This window comes from Aureimonas sp. D3 (genome assembly GCF_001463805.1).
In the GTDB taxonomy this organism is placed as follows: Bacteria; Pseudomonadota; Alphaproteobacteria; order Rhizobiales; family Rhizobiaceae; genus Aureimonas; species Aureimonas ureilytica_A.
Map to the genome: position 1 here is coordinate 25,187 of NZ_BBWM01000059.1, position 20,007 is coordinate 45,193.

Consider the following 20,007-nt stretch of genomic DNA (forward strand, 5'->3'; position numbering starts at 1 on the left):
TCACTTCACCTTAATGTAAACGCGGGGCTTCGTGGCAGACCGCTTGTAGTATTCTTGGAGAGCCGGCAGACCATTCTGGTTCGTGGTGTAGTCAACCCTCGGCAGTCGCCTCTCCAGCGCAGGATTGTAGTCGTAGAACGATCCGCAGAACGCGTACTCTGTCGGATTACTCGTCCTGACGACATTGCTGACCAATGCTCCATCGGCGCTCACATCGAACTCCGTCTGTAGGACGCTGCTCGGGAATGCGGCGTTTCCGCTGCTGGCGATGAGTTCCTCGGAGTCGTCGCCCGCCGTCCAGATCGTCAGTCCTGTACTTGTGTACGACTGCCAGATCGTTCCGTCGAAGGGGGTTCCCTCGAACCGGAACATGGGCATGACGATATTGCCGCTGATGCCAGCCGGGCCGGTCGTGATCGTTCCCGTCTGAGACTTTCTGTAGTCCACGAGGCCGCCAGTGCTGGCGGAGGAAGAGTGGAAGGAGTGCCTGTATCGTCCTGCGGTCACGATCAGAGCAGAGCGATACTGTGAGGTCGAGTTGGTGTTATTGTAGCCCGAGAGCATCGCTTTCCCGCGAAGCGTCAGGTTCAGGATGTCCGTGCCTGCCCAGAAACCAATGTGCGTCTGTGTGCTGTCGGTCGGATAGCAGATGCAGGAGAACGCCCACTCGCTCCGGTACTTGTCCCATGCGAAGCCGACATAGGACACACTGGCCGTTATCGGCTTGAGTCCGTCACCACTCCTGTTCAGGAGGTCGGAGACCGACTTGTAGACCCACGACGCTCCGCTGTCGATCGTGATCAGGAAGCCGCAGTCGCCGAAGTTGACGACGATCGTCTTCCCATCAGGCGACTCTTCCTTGACACCGAACGGCACGATCTTCGACTCGCGCCGGCGAGACGAGAACCACCCGCCGGAGGGGCTTGTCCCAGAGGCGATGCTGAACGTGCTGACGACGGTCCACGATGTGCCCGTGAGTGTCCGATAGAGCGTGAAGGCCGTGTTAGAGTTGGCGGCGCGTGTCGCCGCATAGACCGCACCGTCCCTCGCCTGCCATGCGATGAACTCCATGGGCGGGTTGATGGTCGACTGTGCCGGATCGAAGGTTCCTGGGTCGAAGTTCTGCCAGGCGTTGTGAGCTACCCCAACGGGCAGATTCTGGCAGCGCGTGTATCGGATGTTGTTTCCGTTGGAGTTTCGGCTGAAGAACAGGAGTGTCCCGTTCGGCAGCTCGAACAGGTACTCCATTGTGTCGAAGCCCGCGATGTTCTGGACGTTGGGAATGGAGTCTCGCTGTCCATTCTGAATGGTAGAGACCGACGTGGCGTCGATTGAGCTGAGCGCTGAAGCTCCTGACCGTCTGTAGAAGACCTCGTTGGTGGACTCCCTAAGGAGCGGACGGATGTTGCCGCCAGGGATGGTGAGGGTGCTCGTGTACCACAGCGAAGGGCTGGCGTTATTGAACTGTCCAGTCAGGCTAGTCCCGTCTGGATTGAGGATCGTCAAAATACCATTCTGGAGCGTGAAGAGCCTGTTGCCCTCGAACCACTGTGCGGCGACGGCGAAGTTGCTGCCAGAGGAGCCATTGATGTAGACGGTGCTCTGTAGGCCGACGTTCTGCTCGCCATACTGCTTGACGTAGACGGGTAGGACAGTCGCGAGGTCCGGATAGCTCGCCAGCGGCACGATCTGCCCAAGGCACTCCAGCCAGTTCGGGCCGGGCTCGGGAGTGACCGAGAGCCGGAGCATGTACGAGCCGATCGAATACGCTTTGATCGCCGTCGTCGCCACGTCCTGTAGGAGCGGGCCGAGCGTCTCGGCGTTGACGACGCCCTTGCCGCTGCCTGTCTTGATCTGATCGGCGGTGGCGATCGTGATCTGCCCTAGCTCATAGGCTGTGCCGCCGCTGTTGACCTTCACGAAGTAGCCGGCTTCGGCTGCCGAGATCGCCGGCATCTTCAGCCCGGCCGCATATCCTCCGGCCAGCACCGCCTGCGCAAGCGCTTTGCGATACCAATGATAGGCAGAGAACAGGCCGCCCGCGACGGGGGTATCTTCCGCCTCGTTCGACCAGCGCGAGGCCAGCGTAGCTGAAGACATCGCCTTTCGCATGAAGTGGAAGCCCGAGAACATTCCCGGCTCGACATCCACGTCCTCGGCCGCGTTCGCCCAAGACTTCGCTTTGTCACGGGCGTTCCCCGCCGTGGTGACATCCTTGCCCGTCTGCACGCGATCGGCGGCAGTCTTCACGACGTCGGCGGCCGTGCTCTCGGCATTCTCGGCCGTGAACTCGCCGACATCGGCGATCGCATTGAAGTCCTTCACGAGATTCTGACGGTGCCCGCCCTGCCCGAGACCGGACGGGTTCTTAGTGGCGTCCCACTGGTCATTGTTGGCGGCGCGGATGCGGGTGATTGCCGCTTGGATGAGAGCCGGGAGCGCCATCAGAGTTCCTTGATTTCGAAGGGCATGGAGAGGCCGGGCCCGTCGCCCTCCCACTGCACCTGTTCCAAGGGCGAGGGAGCGCGAAGGCGGCCCACGAAATTCCGTGTGATCCCGTTGAAGAGATCCGTGGGGTCGGGGATGACGAAGACTTCCCTGTGGACGCCCTGCCGGCGGACCATCTTGAGGAACTGTCCATAGGCCTCGTCGGCCGAGAGATGCTGCAGGCCGAAGCGATGGACGCGGATCGGCCGGCGCGGGTCGAAGAACTCGTCACCGCTGAGCGCCGTCTCGATCGCCGTGGCGAACTCGAAGGTCAGCGTATCGCCCCAGCTATAGTTGATGCGTGGGCGGATGGTCGGCCCGACGAAAAGCCGGCCGAGCTTGAAGAAGCGGTCCGGGTTGCCGGGATCGATGAATGTCAGACGCATGTATTGCGCCGTGATGGGCGTAGGAAGGAGGATAGCCGGACAGGTACGGAACCCTTCGATGTCCTCGGCCGTGAAGCCGCCTAGCCAGAAACTGTCGTCTTCCCATTCCAAAGTGTCGAGGCTCCAGGGCGACGAGAACAGGCCCGGCCAGAGGTCGTAGACGTCGTAATGAAGGTAGGTCGAGAAATCCGGCTTCTCGCTGAGTTCGACCAGCATGCGCGAGGTCAGCGTGCCGCCATGGTTGATCGGCGAGATCAGGCTGACCGTGCGCGGCTTGCCGAAGTTGATCGTCAATGTCGCCTCGCTCTGGGAAAGACCCACGGATCGCGCGACCTTGGCGTATTGCCGGCTGAGAAGGTTCGAGAGCGGCAGCGTCGGCTGCCAGGAGCCGCCCGACAGCGCGCTCGCGTCCAGCGTATCAAGCCAGTTCTCGCTTCCGAGGGTGATCCGCGAGTCCATGCGTCATCCGTAAATGTCGAGAGTGATGACGCCGGCCTCCGCCTTGTCGCCGTTTCGACGCGGCAACACGACCTCCCTGCCGATCACGAGCATCGGCCGACCGGCGTCGAGGTCGAAGCGCGGCAGCTGAAGGGTTACGATGCTGCCGAGACGAATGCCGATGGCCACCTCGTCCTTCAGCGGGACGCGGTAGCGCTGGCGCCGCTGGCCGCGCAGGGCAAGTTGCCGGCCGGCCTCCGCCTTGGCTGCCGCTTCTGTCGCGAAGAGCGAGGCGAAGGTCAGTTCGGAGGCGCGCAGGTGAATGGTCTTGAGGGTTTCGTTCTCGGCCGAGGCCGAGCGCGTTTCCTTGGTGGCGAACGCTTTCAAAGCCGTCGTGGCCGCCGTCTTGTTCAAATCGGCTTCCGATTGGACGAGCCAGGCCGGCGCATAGGTCACCGTCACCTTCCAGGCCGGCACGCCGTTCTGCGCGTCGTTGGTGACGATTCGCTCGATCCCCTGTCCGCGATCGAGGATCACGCTGAGGTCGAGCACGGGCCCGCTTGCGCCGGCCGCAACGTCCACTTGGCCGAACCGGAACACGCCCGTTGCGTCGGGGCATATCCAAGCGCCCATAGAGGCCAGAACGGCCGTGACGGCCGGCAGGACGTTTCGCGTGTTGGCCCCGATCCAGATGCCGACGTCCGCGCCGTTCAGCGCGTGGAGGGCGTCGAGTTCATCAGCGTTGTAGTCGGCCCCGGCGTCGAAGCCCGAAGCGTCGAGCATCCGGCGCGCGACCTTGCCGACCGAACGCCCGCCCGGTGCGCCCTCGGTGATATCGGCCGTGATCGCGCCTTTCGGATTATCGCCTATCCTGATCTGCCCCGTGGATGGGCACCGCCCATAGGCGCGCTCCGGAATGGTAGCGGCCATCAGCGCGGCGAAGGTCGAATAGCTCGCCCCCTTCGTCAGCGGCACACCGTCATCCCGGACCTCGTCGAACTCGCAGCCGTTCGAAGCGAAGTCGAACACCAGCTTGAAGCGATTGGAGACGATGCCGGGAACGTTTCGGTTGACACCCCAGGCCAGCGGCTTGGGCTTGTCCTTCAGGTCCTCGGGCGTTCCTTCGGCGTCCGTCTTCGTTCCGTCTGTCGTCGTGCCCTTGTAGGTCTCGGTCTGGATCGGGACGCGCAGGTCATCGAGGCGGTCGCGAATGCGGATCGTGGCGACGGTCCAAGACACTTCGATCTGCTCCATGATGCCGGTCAGCACCAAGGCGCGCGAAGTGAAGCGCGCGTCCACGTCCTCCAACGCCCAGATCGTCACCCGCCGGCCATCGACGGCGTAGCGGGCGAGACGGTCGAGGTTTTCCCCCGCGCCGTCGTCGCCGATCGCCACCTCGATGAAGCCGTAGCCGACGCGCGCTTCGCCCGAGGTCGTTCCGTCGTCGAAGATCGACTGCTCGAAGTTGCCGGGGTTGATGACCCGTCCCTCGTAATGCCGATGGGGCGGGTTGTCGTTCGGTCCGGTCGTGTAGCCGTCGGTCGCGAGGCGCTCGACGACGACGGCATTGACCTCCGGGTGGGGGTCGAAGGCTTCGAACTCCACCAGGTAAATCATGCCGCCATCGCCTTTCGCTTCTCTCTAGCCGACTGACGCCCGGTCAGACGGTTGCCCTCTTCCACCGATCCCTTCACCTCGATCGCACCCTGCGCCGTCGCCTTCGCGAGAGTGGCAAAGCGGGTTTCGAAGGAAGCTTGCAGGCGAGAGAGACCCGCCACGACGGCCGAGTTGTCGTTGGCCGTCATGACCGCGCGGGGCGCGGCCTGCATGTTGAGGGTCGGCATGCCGCGGGTCAGACGCATCGTGTCCACCACGGCCGGGCCGCCCCACGACGCGACGTCGCGCTGCGACCAGACCACTTCGCCGCGATGGACAAGGCCAGCGACGTCATGGACGCCACCGGCGCCCGTGTAGCCGCCGGTCGCCCAGCCCCGGCCTTCTGCCTGGCCGAAGAGACCGTAGTGCGCGGAGGCGTAGACCTCGGCCGAGTAGCCCTTCGGCAGCCCGAACGTCTCGCCGGCCGCGATGGCCGCCGCGACGTCCTTGTTCTTGGCGAGGTAGGGGGTGGCGCTTTCGTACGTCCACCCGCCATTGCGCGGGGTTTCCGTGGTCGCCGGGTTTGTCCCCGGAACCGTGATCCCCTGCTGACGGGCTGCCGCTGCCGCTGCCGCATAGTCCTTCATGGCCACCGCGAGCGACTTGATGCCGTCGTTGATGCCAAGGAGGGCTTCGTAGTCCTTCTTGTTCTGCTCCAGCTGGGCTTCGTCGAGCGCGATCTGGCGCTTGAGGGCCGCCAACTGGCTTTCGGCAGTCGAAAGCTGGCCGCGCGCCGCCGTTTCGCTCTGGTCGAGGATCCTGCGGACCTCGTCGAAGGCGTCGTGGTAGCGTTCGGAACTGGCATAAAAGGACCGGGCTTCGGTCAGATATTCCTGGCCGGCGCCCGTGAGCTTGGACCGCGCGTCCTCATCCCCACCCTGCGCCTTCATGGCGAGGTCGAGGAACTGCTGGCGGGCTTCCGCCACCCGCGCTTCCGGGGTGAGGGTCGAGAGGCTGTCATCGACCAGCATCGACTTCCTGAACTGCGCGATGTTGCTCGCAAAGTCCTTCAGGCTGCCGACGGTCGACTCCAGTTCGCTCGCCTCGTTGCGGCGGGCCGAAAGCAGATCGTTGATGCGATCCGTTTCGTGTTGGTAGCTGCGATCCAGATTGCTGCGAGCCGCCGAGAGGACCGTGGCGGCGCGTTCGGCCGACAATGCTTTTTCCAGCTTGGCAACGGCATTCGCGCCGAACTTCACCGCTTCCAACCGCTCCTTCGCCGCCCGGCGCTCGAAAGCCGCCAGTTCGTCGCCCGCGTTCTGGGCGTCGAACAGACGATCCTCGTAGCCCGTGATCGCGGCTTCGATCTCGGATACCGACGCGGAGATCGATCGCCCGGCTTCCGTCACCACGCCTGAGAGGCGCGGGAAGACGCTGACGAGCTCGGCGAAGGCATCACCTGCCAGTTCAGATCCGTCGACGATCTTCTGGGCCGACAGCGAGAACCACCGATTGACGATGGCCGGATCGACATTGAGGAGCGAGGCGTTCGAGAGCGCCGTGTCGAACTCCGTGAAGAGGTCGGCCACGTCGTTCAGATAGCCCTTTCCTGTCAGATCGTTGATCTTCCGGCCGAACCCGTCGACGAAGTCGGCGGCCATCTTGGCGAGGGCCTTGTTCAGTTCCTCGCCGATGCGCCGCGCGGCGTCCGTCGCGTTCATCCCGAGCTTCTGAAGCGTCGGCAGCAGCTGCTGCGCGGCCCCTTGAAGCGAGCGGAAGTTGGATTCGACGGCGGAAAGCTCCTTCGGCGGGTTGAGCACCGAAAGCGCCTGATCCTGCGCGGCGCGGCGCGCCTTGGCCAACGCGGCTTCCCGCCGATCCTTCCAGGCAGCGTCGGCTGCGGCGAAGGGCGCGCCGCCCTGCAGACCGTTATCCGCCTGATAGTAGGCGATGGCGACGTCATCGAGATAGCCCTGCAGCTGCTTCTGCAACTGCCGGACGGCACTCTTGCCCTTGGCGAACGGTCCATCCAGACCGGCGCCCGCTTCCAGATCGGCCGCGACGCCCTCGAAGGCCTCGCGGAACTCGGAAAGCTGCTTTTGGACATAGGCGTAGAAGGAACGCGCGGTTTCGACCAGATCGCCGTTTTTCGCCTTGGTCGAGGCAGCGTTGAACTGATTGAACTGCGCCTGAATGTTCTGGAAGTCGGTGCGGAGATTGCCGCTTTCCTCACCCGACAGATAGCGGCGATACCCCTCGTACTGAGGCTGCATCCCCTCCCATTGCCGCTTGGCTTCCTCTTCCTCCTGCTTCTTCTGCTTCTTCTTGCCGAGGACACCGCCCAGCAATCCGGAAATGCCTCCGATCACCGCGCCGACCGGGCCGCCGGACATGAAGCCGCCCAAAGCGCCCTGCAAGCCGCCGCCGAGCGCCGATCCGGACGAATATCCAGCCCCGAACCCGCCGAGACCAGCTGTCAGGCCGCCCAGCGCGCTGAATTCGGGATACTGGATGCCCAGGATCGAGCCGCTGCCCGTCAGGCCCCCCACGTTGGGTCGCGGGGTCGGGACTGGCACGCCACCACGACCAACGCCGGCATATCCGCCATCGATTGGCGGCAGTGCGTTGCTGAGCCCTCGCTCGACACCGCGTTCCGTCGCGCGCTCATAGGCGCGCGTCGTGGAGGCGTCAGGGCCTCGCGATTGATAGGCCGCGAGGATCGTGTCCGCATCGACGCGGCGGAAGCCTTCCCATTCGTTCCGCAGCCCGGCGACATTGGCCCCGCGTCGCCCTGCGAGCGTCGTGGCCAGCTTGTCCTGCATCTCGGGGGAGAACAGTTCCGCTCCGGTGAGCTTGAGTTCGTCGCGCAGCCCGCGCAGCGTCTTCTGGACGATCTGATAGGCGCCCAGAGCCGACGAATTATAAACGTTCTCCGGATGCCGGAGCATGGAGGACTGCAGCGCGTCGATCTGATTGAGCGACATGCCCGTCAGGTTGCGTTCGCCACCGGTGAACTTCCCGTAGGCGAGCGAGGTGTTGTAGCCGTTCGAGCCCGACGTGCCCTCGGCCTTCCGGATCAAATTGAGGAAGGCGTTGCCGGCCTGCTCGACCGCGCGGCCCGAAGACTGCGGCAGCGTGACCTCGACAGGACCAAGCGGCACACGCGTGACGGCTCCAACCGGCGCCGAGAACGTCCGCTCCGTGGCCATGTCGCTGCCATAGATCGGCGCCCCGCCGGCCATATTGGTGGCCGCACCGAGAGCCTGCGAAAGGCCGGTCGCGTTTTGCCCCCCGTTGCCGAGGATCTTGCCGAAAAGCTGATCGAAGCCCTTCGAGGCCATCTGCTGGCCAAGCCGGCCAAACGTGCTGGCGAGCGCATCGAGGACGCCGCCGCCCGACGAAACGGCATCGAAGAACCCCGATGCCGCTTCCTTCAGGTCCGTGAAGGTCTTCTGCTGCTTGCCGAGCGCATCGTCCATGTCGGAGATTTGCTGGGCATTGCTGACATAGGTGCGCCCCCACTCGCTGTTGAGGTCGATCCCTTGGCGCCGCAGCTCGCTTTCCGCATGAAGCGTGGCAAGAGCTTTGCGGCGAGCGTCATCGTTCTGGCCGATCAGTCCGACTTCGACCTGAAGCCGGCGCAGTTCCTCTTCCTGACCATCGAACAGGCTTTTGCGGGTGCTGACCTCCAGCGTCTTGAGGTCGAGATCACGCGCTTCGGTGAGCGAACGGACGGCCGCTTCTGACCCTTGGGCGAGTTCGATCTGGCGAGCATATTGCGCGTTGATCGCCGCGACCTGGCCGGCATAACCGTCCAGACCGGCCTGCGCATAGGCATCCTTTGAGGATCGGAGAGCCTCGGCAGCAGATTCCGCCGCCTCGGCATAGACCATCTGCGAGGCAGCCGCTGCGTCCGCTGCTACCTTTTCCTGATTGATCCCCGGAATGGTGAGGTTCAGCCGCTCGCGCTCGGCCGCAATCCGGGCGCGCTCGGCAACGGTGCGCGCGCCGACCTGTTGAAGGTCGAGTTCGCGTCCCTTTCGGACGCGCTCGTCCTGCGCATCAAGCTGAGAGAGCGCCTCGTTGTAGCGCTGCACATCCTTGGGGTTGAGCGGCCCCATGGATGTCGACTTGAACTTCTCGAACGCCTCGTTAATGCGCTGACGTTCGGTCTTGAGCGTCTCCAGATCGAAGCCGAGGCCACGGAACTTCTCGTAGGCCGTGCCGGCCTTCTCCGCGTCGTCCGCCGCCTGCTTCGCGATGCGGAAGTTGGCGAGCGCGTCCTGGAGCACCTTAACTTTGGCTTCCGCTTCAACCGAAGCATCCGTCAGCTTGGTGATTTCTTCAATCGGACCGTAGAGGTAGCGCGGAACCTGACCGGTTGCCTGAAGGCGATCCAGTTCCTGACGAAGTTCGGATGCAGATTTCGTGCCGTCGGTGAACTCGGCTACGAGCTTCTGCAGGCTGATCGAGTCGATGCCACCGGTGACCGTCTGAAAGGCATCCCTGCCCCAAGTGATCGGGTTCCAGCCAACCGAGTAAAAGGCGGACCGTCCAATGCCCTTGCGAGCCTGTTCAATGCTCTCGGACTGACGCTGCTGCTCCGCCGCAAGACGATCCTGGAGTTCCTCAGGCCCCAGCATCAGCTTCCGATTGACGCCCTGCTCGATCGAATCTGCCAAGCCGGCGCTACCGCGCCGAATGTCCCGGAGGGTGTTGGCGAACTTCTCCGCCGACGCGTTCACGCGCTCGATGCGATCCTGAACAGTGGGCCACATGGCGAGGGCGACTGCGCCAGCCGCGCCGAGCACACCGATCGCAACGCCAACTGGGCCGAGCCGCGCGCCAAAGGCGAGGACCGAGTCCCCGATCGCTTTCAGAGCCCCCTTTACGCCTCCGGGCCCGTCGCCAAGCGCTTGCACGACTTGGCCGCCCTGAGTGGCGAGGACTTGGAACGGCGACGAGCCCGACAGGAGCATCGTCGCGGCATCGTTCAGCTGGTACCCGAGATTTTGGACCTGATGGCTCGACAGCCGAGCCTCATCGCCGACGCCGCGCAGGTTGCGTGCCGAGTGGTCGAACTCGCGGCGCGCCTTGCTGGTCGCAAGCGCCAGTTCGTCGCTCGTGATCGCTCCACGGCGTGCCATCGCCTGGTAGGACTCGAGCTTTTCATTCAGCCGGGCGTGGGCTGCCGCAAGGGGGTTCAGTTCCTCGCGCAACTGCGCGACGGCACGCGCCTCCTTATCGGCGGCCTGCGCGCCCGCATCGTATTTCCGTGCAATCTTCTCGCGCGCCGCCGCGTAGCCGCCCGCAACCCTGATGCCGGCATTCTCCAGCATCGTGAGTTCGCTGAGTTCACGCGCCATGTTGCGCGCGGAGGCATAGGCGGGGTCGAACGAGGCCCGTAGATTGTCCAGCATCGCCGCATGGCGGGACGCGGCCTGTGCCGCCCTATCCTGCTCGGCGGCCAAGGCCTGCGTTTCGCGCGCGGCCTCGCTGTCGGCCAGCTGGTGGAACCCGTTGATCGCCTTGCGCACGGCGGCCGACATTTCGTCGGTCGAGATCGTGCCTCGACGCGCCATGGTCTCATAGGCGCCGATCTGCTGCAGCATCTTGGCGTAGGCCGCGCCGAGAGGGTTCAATTCCTCGCGCAGCTTCTCGGCCGCGCGAGCCTCCTCCTCGAACACCTGCGCGCTGTCGCGCGCGGAGGACGAGGCCCCGGACCCGACCCCCATGAAAGAGCTGAACTTGTCATGGTTGGCGCCGGCCGACGCCTTGGAATTGGCGGCGTTCTGATCCTCGCGCGCCTGCCGGATCATCTCGGCCTGGGCGGCTTTGGCCTTGGCCGCCGCCTGAGCCGTCTCGTCGTATTTTAGGATGATGCGGTCGAGCGCGGCCGCGTAGCCGCCAGCAATCTTGATGCCGGCGCTTTCCAGACGCGCCAGTTCATCCACCTCGCGCGCCATTCGGCGCGTCGCGTCATAAACGCCATCATGGGATGCCCGCAGATCGTCCAGTGCGGCCGCGCTGCGTGCTGCGGCCTGCGCGGCGCGCTCCTGAGCGGCGGCCAGCGACTGCGCCTCGCGCGCCGCCTCGCGGCCGGCCACCGACGACGCCTGCATCGTCCGGACATATTGCTCGAGGACGCGATCGGCCTCGGCCTGCGTAGTGATGCCCCGGCGGACGGCCGCGTCCGCGTCCAGCGTGGCCTTCTGGATCTTGTTCATGATCGACACGGTCGGATCGGCGACCGCTCGAAGCTTTTCCCACGCCTTGGCCGCGCCCGTCACCGTGCCGGCAGCCGTCGTCATCGTGGTGGACGTCTGGTCCATCGCGTTGCGTAGGGCGTTGTCGCGATCGAGGAGACGATCAACAGCCGCCTGCGCCACCTTCATGGCGCGATCCCAAGTAGCTGTCCCCTTTTCAGCGCCGCGCGCGTCAACGACCAGTTCGGTGACGATGACGTTGCTCATAGGGGCTCCAACAGGCGCAAGGGGTCAGTCCCCCGGCGCCTCGCCGGAGGTCCGCGTCTCAGATTCGGCATCGCGTTTCGAAACAGCGGCCAGAAAAGCCGCGTCGCAGTCCTCAATGACCTCGATTTCCCAAGGGGAGAGCGCGCAGCGGGTCAGCCGCACGAAGGCGTCAATGTCGGGCCATGTGATGGGACTGACGCCGAAGCCACCGGAGGACCGACGGTTATGGAGCCGGGTGAAAATGTCCCAGAGATACTTTGCCGCCAGCGGAAGCGGGTCGGAATGGAGTTCGGCTTCCAATTCCTCCCGCTTTTCGGGTGTGCGGGCCCGCTTCAACAGGCCCTCGATGGTCTCCCGGTGGCTAACACCTGTTTCCGGGTCGATCAGTCCGAGTTCGAAGTGGCGCTCGGCGAAGCGTCGGACGTCTTCGCGGAGCCCTTCGTAAAAGACCGCTCATCCGTCATGAACTCGACGACCTGAGCGAACACCCAACCATAGTTGGGGTCCAGCAGCATCTGGAACGCAGCTTCTTCGCTGAACGCGACCGGACCGCCGGAACCAAGCTTGACCGGCGTCCAGTCGAGGATGCGGGCAACGATCCAGGCGACGTTCTCGCGGCGCACTTCATCGACTTCGCGCTCTTCCGGCTTGAACTTGCGGTTATTGATCTGAGCGGCTTCGATCTGACGCTGGCGGCGCAGGTTCTTGCGCGAATTCTCTTCGGCGTAGGCAACGGCCTTCGGATGGCTCGGGCCCGCGAAGGTGATGGTCCAGCCGGTGCTGTTCACGCCCCCGGGGGCGAGGATCTCGAGGAGTGCCGTATCGGTCGGAACGAAGGCGGAAAGGTCAACGATGGCGTTCATGGTTCTGTCCTTTGTCGGAAGGAAATGGATCGGGCGGCGCCGACACGCCGCCCGCTGTCGCGCGCGCTACGAGTTGCCGGTGTGCGGCGGGCATCTGGTGAAGGTCAGACGGCCGTCGCGGACCGCATCTCGACCTTGGTACCGGTGAGATCGTCGGCTTCGGCGTCGTCGCGCACGGAACCGGTCTCGCTGATCAGGATGGCGGGCAGGTCTTCCGGCCGGCTCGGCCAGGTGACCGCGAGCCCGACCGCGCGGGCCGCCGCGAGGGCGTCGGCGAGAGCGCCGGCCGCCTTGCGGACAGCCGCCGCCTTCGGATGCTCGGCATCCGTCTTCTTATCGGCCATGATGGCCTCCATTCATGGGGTTGGAGATGGCAGACGCAGGCGCGTCGTCTGGCTCGGCGTCCGCGTCAGGCGGCGGACGTCTGCATCTTGACCATGACGGGGTCGAAGGCCCCGCCACGATCGTCGGTGCCGATCATGAGCGCCAGCTGCTGCGTGCGCGGTCCGTCCGAGCCGAGTTCCGACTTGGTGGCGCTCGAAAGGGTCAGATTTGGCACGTAGAAGGCGATGAAGTCGCGCGGCTCGCTCTCGTTCTCCGTAAACAGGAGATGCAGCGACAGCTGATCTTCGTTCAGGAAGTTCTTCACTCGGCTGACGTCGTTGCGCAGCGCGGTCAGCGAGCCCTCGACGGTGGCGAGGTTGGTGAAGACATCGGGCGTGACGTTCGATCCGACCACCGGGAAGCCGGCGGCGTTCAGATTGATCGAAAGGCTCGCCTGGCTGATGTCCAGAACATCGCGGTCGCCGAGCCGGATCACCGCCTCCACCGCCGTCATACCGAGCGAGACGGTCGTGGTCGCCGAGGCGAAATAGGGAGATTCCGCGCCCTCCTTCACCTGCATGTCCTGCCCGACCAGCGAGAACATGACGGTCGCCATGCCGTTCGGCTGAAGGTTCAACTGCATTTGGCCGACGCGCACGCCGGTGAAAAGCTCCGAGCCATCGATGTCGATCTCGGCTTCCTCGACCGCGAACGAGCGGGGCGTGACGCCCTGCAGCAGCTTCTTCGGCCGAGCCAGCCCGACGCCGGTCTGCGCCGAGCCCACCGTCACAGGCGTTTCAGCCACTGTCACGACCGTCGCCGTCAGGCCGACGACGCGGAAATTGCGGGCGTTGTTGGCCGTGGTCGAGAAGCCGGAGAAGCGCACCAAGTCGCCGACGCGCAGGCCGTCGCTAATCCACGAGCCAGCCGAGCGCGTGAACGTCTTGGCGGTGGCATCGGCCGTGACCGACAGGCCGGAGAGCGCCAGCGGCGTGTCCCACGTCCCCCGGAACACGGCCGCGAAAAGGTCGTCGAAGGAACCGAGGCTGAGATCGGCGGTGTAGCTGCCCGAAACGCTCTTCGAGCCGTGGCGACCACGCGTCTGCTGGCCGTCTCGGCGGTTTTCGCCCGATCGGATCGGCTCCTTCGAGAGCGCCACGGAGCCGCTGTTGGCACGGAAGGATTTGCCGCCCGTGTTGTCGGGCAGCACGCCATAGCTCGCTTCCGGCTTGACGTTCACGAGGATATTTCGGCCGGTCTGATAGCCCACGGCTCGTCTCCAATGTTGGGAAGGCGCCATGCGCCGGGTCAGAGGCCCTGCATCAAGGATCGTGGCGGGCGGGCTTGCCGTCCGCCGTCATCCGCGATGCAGGTACTCGAATGGGATGGTCGCGGTGACGCGCCACCAGTTCTTGTCGTCCGTGGCGGGACCGCCGCCGTCGATGCGCGGCGCCCAGGAGCGCACGCAGCAGCCGGGCGTGTCCCGGTAGAACTCGGCCGCGCGGAAGATCTCGCCAGCCTCGGTCGCCAGCGCCTTGGCGGGCGCTGCTCCGACGCCCACTGGCACGAAGACGTGGATGGTGATGAGGCCGAGATATTCCCACAGCTGATCGCCCGGCCGGCCGACGCCGCGCAGGTTGCTCGTGGACACGGCCGTCTCGAAGTAGCACCACGGCTGAAAGTCTCCGGCCGGGCTCGCCTTGTCGATCTCGGGCCCGTTCGGGAGGGCGATGGGCGTGCGGCTCCAGTTCGCCTGGAAGCGCGCGAGGATCGCGGCCTCCGCGCCGGCAATGTTCGCCATGGTCAGTGCTCCGCGATCATGAGAGCTGGATAGCGGGCGTCTGATCGGTCGAATTCGTCGTTGTAGCCCGTCTGGCCGTTCACGACGCCGATCCACGTCCAGCCGACATTCGCGATATTCCCGAAGCGGCGATGTACGATCCAACTCGCCTGAGCGTAGACTTGGTCAGTTCCGGGGGTTTTCATCCGCATCGAGCCGTTCTCGATGACGCGGGAATAGGGGAGGAAGCTCGAGATGTAGACGGTATCGCCTGGCTTCCACGCCTTCAGGTTCGTCACGGCCTGGCCGTTTGTGAACAGCGTGTGCGACTGGCGGTAGGCACCCGAGTCCACAGGCGAAAGGTCAAAAAGCGTTTCCAAGGCGAACTGCGCCACGGTGTCGAGGCGCGAATATTCGTATTGGATGACGCCGAAGTCCTTCACCGTCTCCTCGGCCGCGCCCTCGCGCCCGTCCACCCAGCGCCGGAAGCCACCAGGGCGCGGATCGGCGCCCATGATCTTGGCGTGCTCGCGCTTGGCGGTCTCGACCAGGGCGCGCTGCGTCGCCTCGAGCGTCGCCGCCCGCGCGATATCGATCGCGGTGCGCACATTCTGCAGCTTCGCCATGATCAACCTCGAACCGCGAACTCGTAGGCGATCAGCACGCCGCCGACGCGACGCGTCTTGTCGTTTGGCGGTCCGACGATCGCGAGCGTCCTGCCGTGCATCATGACACGGTCGCCTTTCTGGAACGGCGGGTCGAGAGTCACATCCTCAGCCATGACGATCAGCTTCGTGTCGGTCTGCACGATGTCGCCCACGACCTCGTGCGCGTCGAAGGTCGTCACGCGCGCGCGAACGCCGATGTTCCGGCCGGCCGCTCCTTCGCCGCGCCGGATCATCACCTGCTCACCGCTGCGTGCCATCATGCGGCGGTAGGCGCGCAGCATCTGATCGGCCGTGCTCATCAGACGTTCCCTCGCCGGAAATCGCGCAGGAGGTCATCGATCATCCGCTTCGTGGCGAGCGCCGTCTGTTCGGGGCTGTTGAAGGCGATGCTGCCGACGTCTTCCGTCGTTTCACTGCGAATCTGACCGCCCTCGCTGGTGGCATGGAAGCGGTGTCCGATGTCGAGAAGGATGGCCTCGCGGATCGCGGCCGGGACGTCGGCGGCCGTCGGGCCGTAGCCGGCGACATAGGTGACGCGCAACAGCCGGCCGGCCGGACCGCCGTTCCGGTTGGCGACGACGAACGGGCTGACGACATCCTCGTCGAGGCGGATCGCGGCAGCCGTTTCGGTCCCGTCGAGGTCGAGCCAGAGGCCGGTGGCCGACACGACATCAGGAAAGCGAAGGCGCAAAGGCGCGCACTCGCCGATCCCGAAATCCTGCCGCCATGTCTGGTGGATCAACGCCCGCCCGAGCCGCCCGCGGTAGCCGTCGAGGCGCTCCACGGCCGCCTGCGCCATGCGCAGAAGGCGCGCATCCTCGCTGCTGCCCGTGATCCGGCACGCGTCGCGCACCTCTTCGATGGTGACGGGCAAGACGGCCGGCGCAACGATGCGGACGGGCGGGCGCATGATCAGCCTTTCGTCTGGGCCGCGAGGCTCCGAGCCACGGCTTCCTCGCCGCTGATCGTCGGATCGTTGAAGTCGATGCGGTTCTGTTCGGCCGTCGTCTTGGCGCGCGGATCGGCATCGACGGCAGGATGCGATGGATCGACGTCCGGCACGGTCTGCACTGGGGCGCCGGACGGCGAGAACGTCTCGGCCGGAGCGATGCCGTTATCGGCCGCTGCGGGCGTTTCCAGCACATTATCGCCCTGGTCATTCAGGACGACATGGCCGTCAACGACATGCGCCTCGAGTTCGGTAACCGAACTGTCCGAAGTCGCGGATGCGATATGCGCCGTTTCGCCGGTATCGACCGTCTCGCTGTCACCCGCTGGCGCGTCCGACTGCGTCACAGGCGTGGTGGTGCCTTCACCGGCCGGCGGGGCCGCCTCACCCGTTTCGGGTTCCGTCGCGGTCTGCGTCTTCTTGCTGCCCATGGTTGGGGCCTTTCACGAAAAAGGCCGGCGCATCGGCGCCGGCCTGTTGCAGGGAACCCGACCGACGCCCTTAGGCGGCGACCTTGAGCGCGCGCATGGGCTCGGGATTGTAGACCCCGCCGCCGACGCGCTTGACGGTGTAGAAGTGGACGTAGGGCTTGTTGGTGAAGGGGTCGCGGAGCACGGCGATGCCGACGCGATCGATCACCATGTAGGTCGCTTCCATGTCACCATAGAGCGCGCAGATGTTGCCCGCCGCGACCGTCGGCATGTCCGGCAGTTCGACGATGGGCGCGCCGTTCAGGGTCTGGGGCTCGCCCAGATTATAGGACGGCTGCCAGATGTAATTGCCGCCCGCATCCTTGAACTTGCGCGCCTGACCGACCGACAGGCGGTTCATGTAGAGCTTGGCGTTGGCGGCGAACTCGGACGGCAGACCGTACATGAGGTCAATCATGCCGTCAGTCGTCAACTCGGCCGCCTTGCCGGTATTCTGGACCTGAATGGCGCCCCAGGGATGGCGCGAAGCGTTCGCCCCGCCCGTGACATAGGTCAGGACGCCATAGGGCTTGTTGGCGCCGTCGCCGGCCAGGAAGGCGATCCCCTCTTGGCGGGCAAACTCGGTATCGACCTCGTCCGCCAGCCACTGCTCGAGATTGAGGGCGGCATCGTCCAGCAGCTGCTGCGAGATGGCCGGGTTGGCGTAGAGTTCGCCCGGCGTGAAGTCGAGGGTGCCGATGCCGGGCGTGCTGGTGGCAGGACGGGACGCCGTTTCGCCGACCCAGCCCGATCCAACATTGCGGTCGGAGAAGAGCTTCTTGAAGCCGGCCACCGAGATGGAGATGACGCGCGCGTTCTCGCGCAGCTTGGAGATGCGCTTGAGCTTGGCGGTGATGGTGCGATCCCATTCGATCGGCGCCAGATAGCCACCGTTCGCGTCGGTGCCCTTGTCCATGGCCGCTGACACCTGACCCTTGCGCATGTGAGCCTTGAAGGCAGCCACATATTCGGGGTCGGACGCGGGCAGGTCGCCCACGACGCCACCACCGAGGGCGGCGGCGGCCAGCTTCACCGTCAGGTCGTCGAGCGAAGCCTGGAAGTTGCTGACGGCGGTGTTGATGCGGTCCACCTTCTCGGAAAGGACCACGTCCGCCTTGCCCTTCAGGGCTTCGTCGTTGGCGGCCTTGAAGGCTTCGAACGCCGAGAGAAGTTCGGCGCACATGACGCGAGGATCTTTGGTGTCGGCGCGAATGCCGATACCGGTGATGGCGCGGGGAATGCGAAGCTCGGGGCGAGACATCGCGAAGACGCCGGCGGCGCCAATAATGGCCGGGCCGAGGGAGGGCGCGGCGGCGACCGCCTGCGCAAGGTCTCCCATGGCGTAGGCATGAGACATGGAAAAGAGCGCCGCGACGAGGATCGCCGCGAACGTGAACATCCGACGCATCGGGTTCTCCTGGGGTTAGCTGTTCTTGGACACGAAAGAGGCGAGGCGGCCGGACCAATCCGGCACCTCTTCGCCAGCGCCGGGCGTGGCTTCAACGGCAGCGCCCGGCGTGCCCTTGATCTTGTTGATACGCTCGCGGGCCTGGGCGCGGGTCGCGCCGGCCGCCACGAGCTGCAGTTCCAGAGCGCGAAGGTCGTTGACGTCCTTGTCCTTTGACTTCGCGTCCTCGTCGACCTTCATCGCATCGGCCGCAAGGAGAGCGTTGGCAAAGCCGCGCTCGATCGCCTGCGTGCCGGACATGTAGGTCTCGGCATCCATCCACTTCGCGATGTCCTCGGCGTTCTGGCCGGTCCGGGCAGCGTAGAGGTCCACCATCGCTTGATCGAACGGCTCCAGCCATTCGCTGGTCTCGCGCATGTCGTGTCGGTTGCCCATCGCGTAGACCCAGCAATTGTGGATCATGAAAAAGGACGACGCGCCGATCTCGATCGTGTCGCCGGCCATGGCGATGACGGACGCGGCGGACGCCGCCATGCCCATCACCTTGACGGTGATCGGCTGGGGATGCTCGCGCAGCACGTTGAAGATCGCGATGCTTTCGAACATGTCGCCGCCCGGCGAATTGATATGGACCTCGACGGGACGGTCCCCGATCCCGCGCAGCTGCGAGGTCACCTTCTTGGCCGTGACCCCGCCGCCCGACCAGTAGTCCTCACCGATGCTGTCGAACATGGTGATGACATTGTCGTCGTAGGCAACGGCGCGGATGCCGGCCGCGTTCTGCCCCCAGCGGTCGAACACCTCCGGCTTGGTGAAAGCGTGAACGTCCTGGCGGATCGGCAAAGGCATCGCGCCCGGTCGGGCCTGTGCCATGACGCGGGGCATGATGCGCTTGCGCATGTCGGGTTCCTTTAAGGGTCGAACTGCGGGCCGCCATTGTGGCCCATCATCGGATTGGAAAGATCGTCGCCGTCGGCATGGCGCGGCATATCTAGGAGGTCGCGCACCTCGTTCGGCGTCATGAAGGCCTGATGGCCACCGGCGCCAAGCGCTTTGGCGAAGAACTCGCCCTGATCCTTCATCGAACCGCGGATCAGGGCGCCATAGTTGAACTTGGCCGAGAAGAGATCCTTCTCGTCTTCTTCGAGAAGCGTCCGCTCGATCGCCTGCTGCCAAGCCTCGAACCAGGGATTGAGCGCGAAACGGACGAAGAACTGGCCGAGTACGTCGATGCCCGAGCCCCAGCTCGTCTCGTCCACCATCAGGAGCGGGCGAGGAACGCCGAAGACGCGGGCGATTTCCTCGACCTGCCGTCCCCGGAGTGCGTTCGCCTCCGAATCCTTCACCGAAGGGCCGGCCGCATTGTATTTCGTGCCACCTTCGAGGAGCGGCGTCGAGCCGGCTGTCGCGACGCCAGTATGGCGAGCCTGCCAGGATGTGGTCAGCCGGTCATAGGCCTCTGACGACAGTTCGTTCGGCGTCTCCAACGTGCCGCCGATGAAGCTGCCATTCTTGAAGACGTTGCGCATCGCCAATTCGGCGTCGAGGGCGAGCCGTATCGAATCTGCCGCCTGCTGCACAAGGGAAATGCCCCGCACCCCGTCGAGCGATTGGCCACGCAGATGGAAGACGTCGCGGGCCGAAAACACCCGAACCCCACCGGCCTTCGGTTGGTACTCGTATGAGACCTCCCAGGTCGCTTCGTTGAACTTCGGCGTCATCCGGTCGGGATCAAGCGGTACCAGACGGACGATTTTCTCTCGGCCGGCTGCGATATCACGGGCGCGAACCACAAAGGCATAGGCGTCCCCCTTCGCCAAGGCCCGCAGCTGCATGAGGCTCCGAAAGTCGAAGGCCGACTGCCAGCTGTTCGGTTGGCGGTGCAGGAGCCGATCCAGCGGATGATCGCCGGCCGTTTCCTTGGTCGCGTCGTCGATCAGATGCAGCGGCAGCATGCCGATGGCCGACGAGATCAGCGTCACGCATCGGAAGACGGCCGGGTTTCGGAGGGCCTGGGCCAAGCTGATCGGGCCGTCACCGTAGAGCCCCGCCCCACCCCGCAAGAATTCAAGGAATGCGGGGTCATTGATGTCCTGGAAGACGACGCCGCTCCCTTCCGCTCTCGGCGAGGAGCGCGCCGGCTCGGGCGCCGCCCCACCGAATAA

The 20,007-nt window shown here is 65.0% G+C and carries 16 protein-coding genes; all 16 read right to left on the reverse strand.

The genetic code is table 11. From position 1 onward, the window contains the following. Nucleotides 1-2,445 carry a hypothetical protein gene (locus AUL36_RS18450; RefSeq protein WP_062223070.1) on the reverse strand — a complete coding sequence of 815 codons (2,445 nt, stop codon included), beginning with the start codon at nt 2,443-2,445 and terminating at the stop codon, nt 1-3. Next, nucleotides 2,445-3,332, reverse strand: a complete 888-nt coding sequence (locus AUL36_RS18455) for a hypothetical protein (RefSeq protein ID WP_062223071.1) — start codon at nt 3,330-3,332, stop codon at nt 2,445-2,447. Before AUL36_RS18455 ends, AUL36_RS18450 begins: the two co-directional genes overlap by 1 nt. Before the next feature lie 3 nt (nt 3,333-3,335). Then, nucleotides 3,336-4,928: a hypothetical protein gene (locus tag AUL36_RS18460; protein WP_062223073.1), complete on the reverse strand. Its 1,593-nt coding sequence runs from the start codon at nt 4,926-4,928 to the stop codon at nt 3,336-3,338. Continuing rightward, nucleotides 4,925-11,380 (reverse strand): phage tail length tape measure family protein, encoded by a 6,456-nt coding sequence (locus AUL36_RS18465; RefSeq protein ID WP_062223075.1) that lies wholly within the window; start codon nt 11,378-11,380, stop codon nt 4,925-4,927. Before AUL36_RS18465 ends, AUL36_RS18460 begins: the two co-directional genes overlap by 4 nt. Before the next feature lie 24 nt (nt 11,381-11,404). Then, a complete protein-coding gene (locus AUL36_RS18470) occupies nt 11,405-11,716 on the reverse strand; it encodes a phage tail assembly chaperone (protein ID WP_156418457.1) in 312 nt (103 codons plus the stop codon). 47 nt (nt 11,717-11,763) lie between these two features. Beyond that, nucleotides 11,764-12,243, reverse strand: a complete 480-nt coding sequence (locus AUL36_RS18475; RefSeq protein WP_062223079.1) for a hypothetical protein — start codon at nt 12,241-12,243, stop codon at nt 11,764-11,766. A 104-nt stretch (nt 12,244-12,347) separates the two neighbouring features. Further along, nucleotides 12,348-12,587, reverse strand: a complete 240-nt coding sequence (locus AUL36_RS18480; RefSeq protein ID WP_156418458.1) for a hypothetical protein — start codon at nt 12,585-12,587, stop codon at nt 12,348-12,350. A gap of 65 nt (nt 12,588-12,652) precedes the next feature. Next, the gene (locus AUL36_RS18485) at nt 12,653-13,837 is read right to left on the reverse strand and encodes a phage tail tube protein (RefSeq protein ID WP_062223082.1); all 1,185 of its coding nucleotides are present in this window, start codon (nt 13,835-13,837) and stop codon (nt 12,653-12,655) included. An 87-nt stretch (nt 13,838-13,924) separates the two neighbouring features. Further along, entirely contained in the window at nt 13,925-14,368 is a 444-nt protein-coding gene (locus tag AUL36_RS18490) for a phage tail terminator-like protein (protein WP_062223084.1), read from the reverse strand. A 2-nt stretch (nt 14,369-14,370) separates the two neighbouring features. Then, the gene (locus tag AUL36_RS18495; RefSeq protein WP_062223086.1) at nt 14,371-14,973 is read right to left on the reverse strand and encodes a hypothetical protein; all 603 of its coding nucleotides are present in this window, start codon (nt 14,971-14,973) and stop codon (nt 14,371-14,373) included. 2 nt (nt 14,974-14,975) lie between these two features. Next, nucleotides 14,976-15,314 carry a hypothetical protein gene (locus tag AUL36_RS18500; protein WP_062223088.1) on the reverse strand — a complete coding sequence of 113 codons (339 nt, stop codon included), beginning with the start codon at nt 15,312-15,314 and terminating at the stop codon, nt 14,976-14,978. After that, the gene (locus AUL36_RS18505; protein ID WP_062223090.1) at nt 15,314-15,925 is read right to left on the reverse strand and encodes a hypothetical protein; all 612 of its coding nucleotides are present in this window, start codon (nt 15,923-15,925) and stop codon (nt 15,314-15,316) included. The genes AUL36_RS18500 and AUL36_RS18505 overlap by 1 nt, the downstream gene beginning before the upstream one ends. Before the next feature lie 2 nt (nt 15,926-15,927). Next, complete coding sequence (locus AUL36_RS24290) at nt 15,928-16,395, reverse strand: hypothetical protein (protein ID WP_192843860.1); 468 nt, start codon at nt 16,393-16,395, stop codon at nt 15,928-15,930. 70 nt (nt 16,396-16,465) lie between these two features. Further along, on the reverse strand, nt 16,466-17,842 hold the full coding sequence (locus AUL36_RS18515; protein ID WP_244493584.1) for a phage major capsid protein: 1,377 nt from the start codon (nt 17,840-17,842) through the stop codon (nt 16,466-16,468). Between the two features lie 15 nt (nt 17,843-17,857). Then, nucleotides 17,858-18,742 carry a head maturation protease, ClpP-related gene (locus AUL36_RS18520; protein ID WP_244497165.1) on the reverse strand — a complete coding sequence of 295 codons (885 nt, stop codon included), beginning with the start codon at nt 18,740-18,742 and terminating at the stop codon, nt 17,858-17,860. An 11-nt stretch (nt 18,743-18,753) separates the two neighbouring features. Next, nucleotides 18,754-19,863, reverse strand: coding sequence for a phage portal protein (locus AUL36_RS18525; protein WP_244497166.1), 1,110 nt, complete (start codon nt 19,861-19,863; stop codon nt 18,754-18,756). Nucleotides 19,864-20,007: the final 144 nt, after the last annotated feature.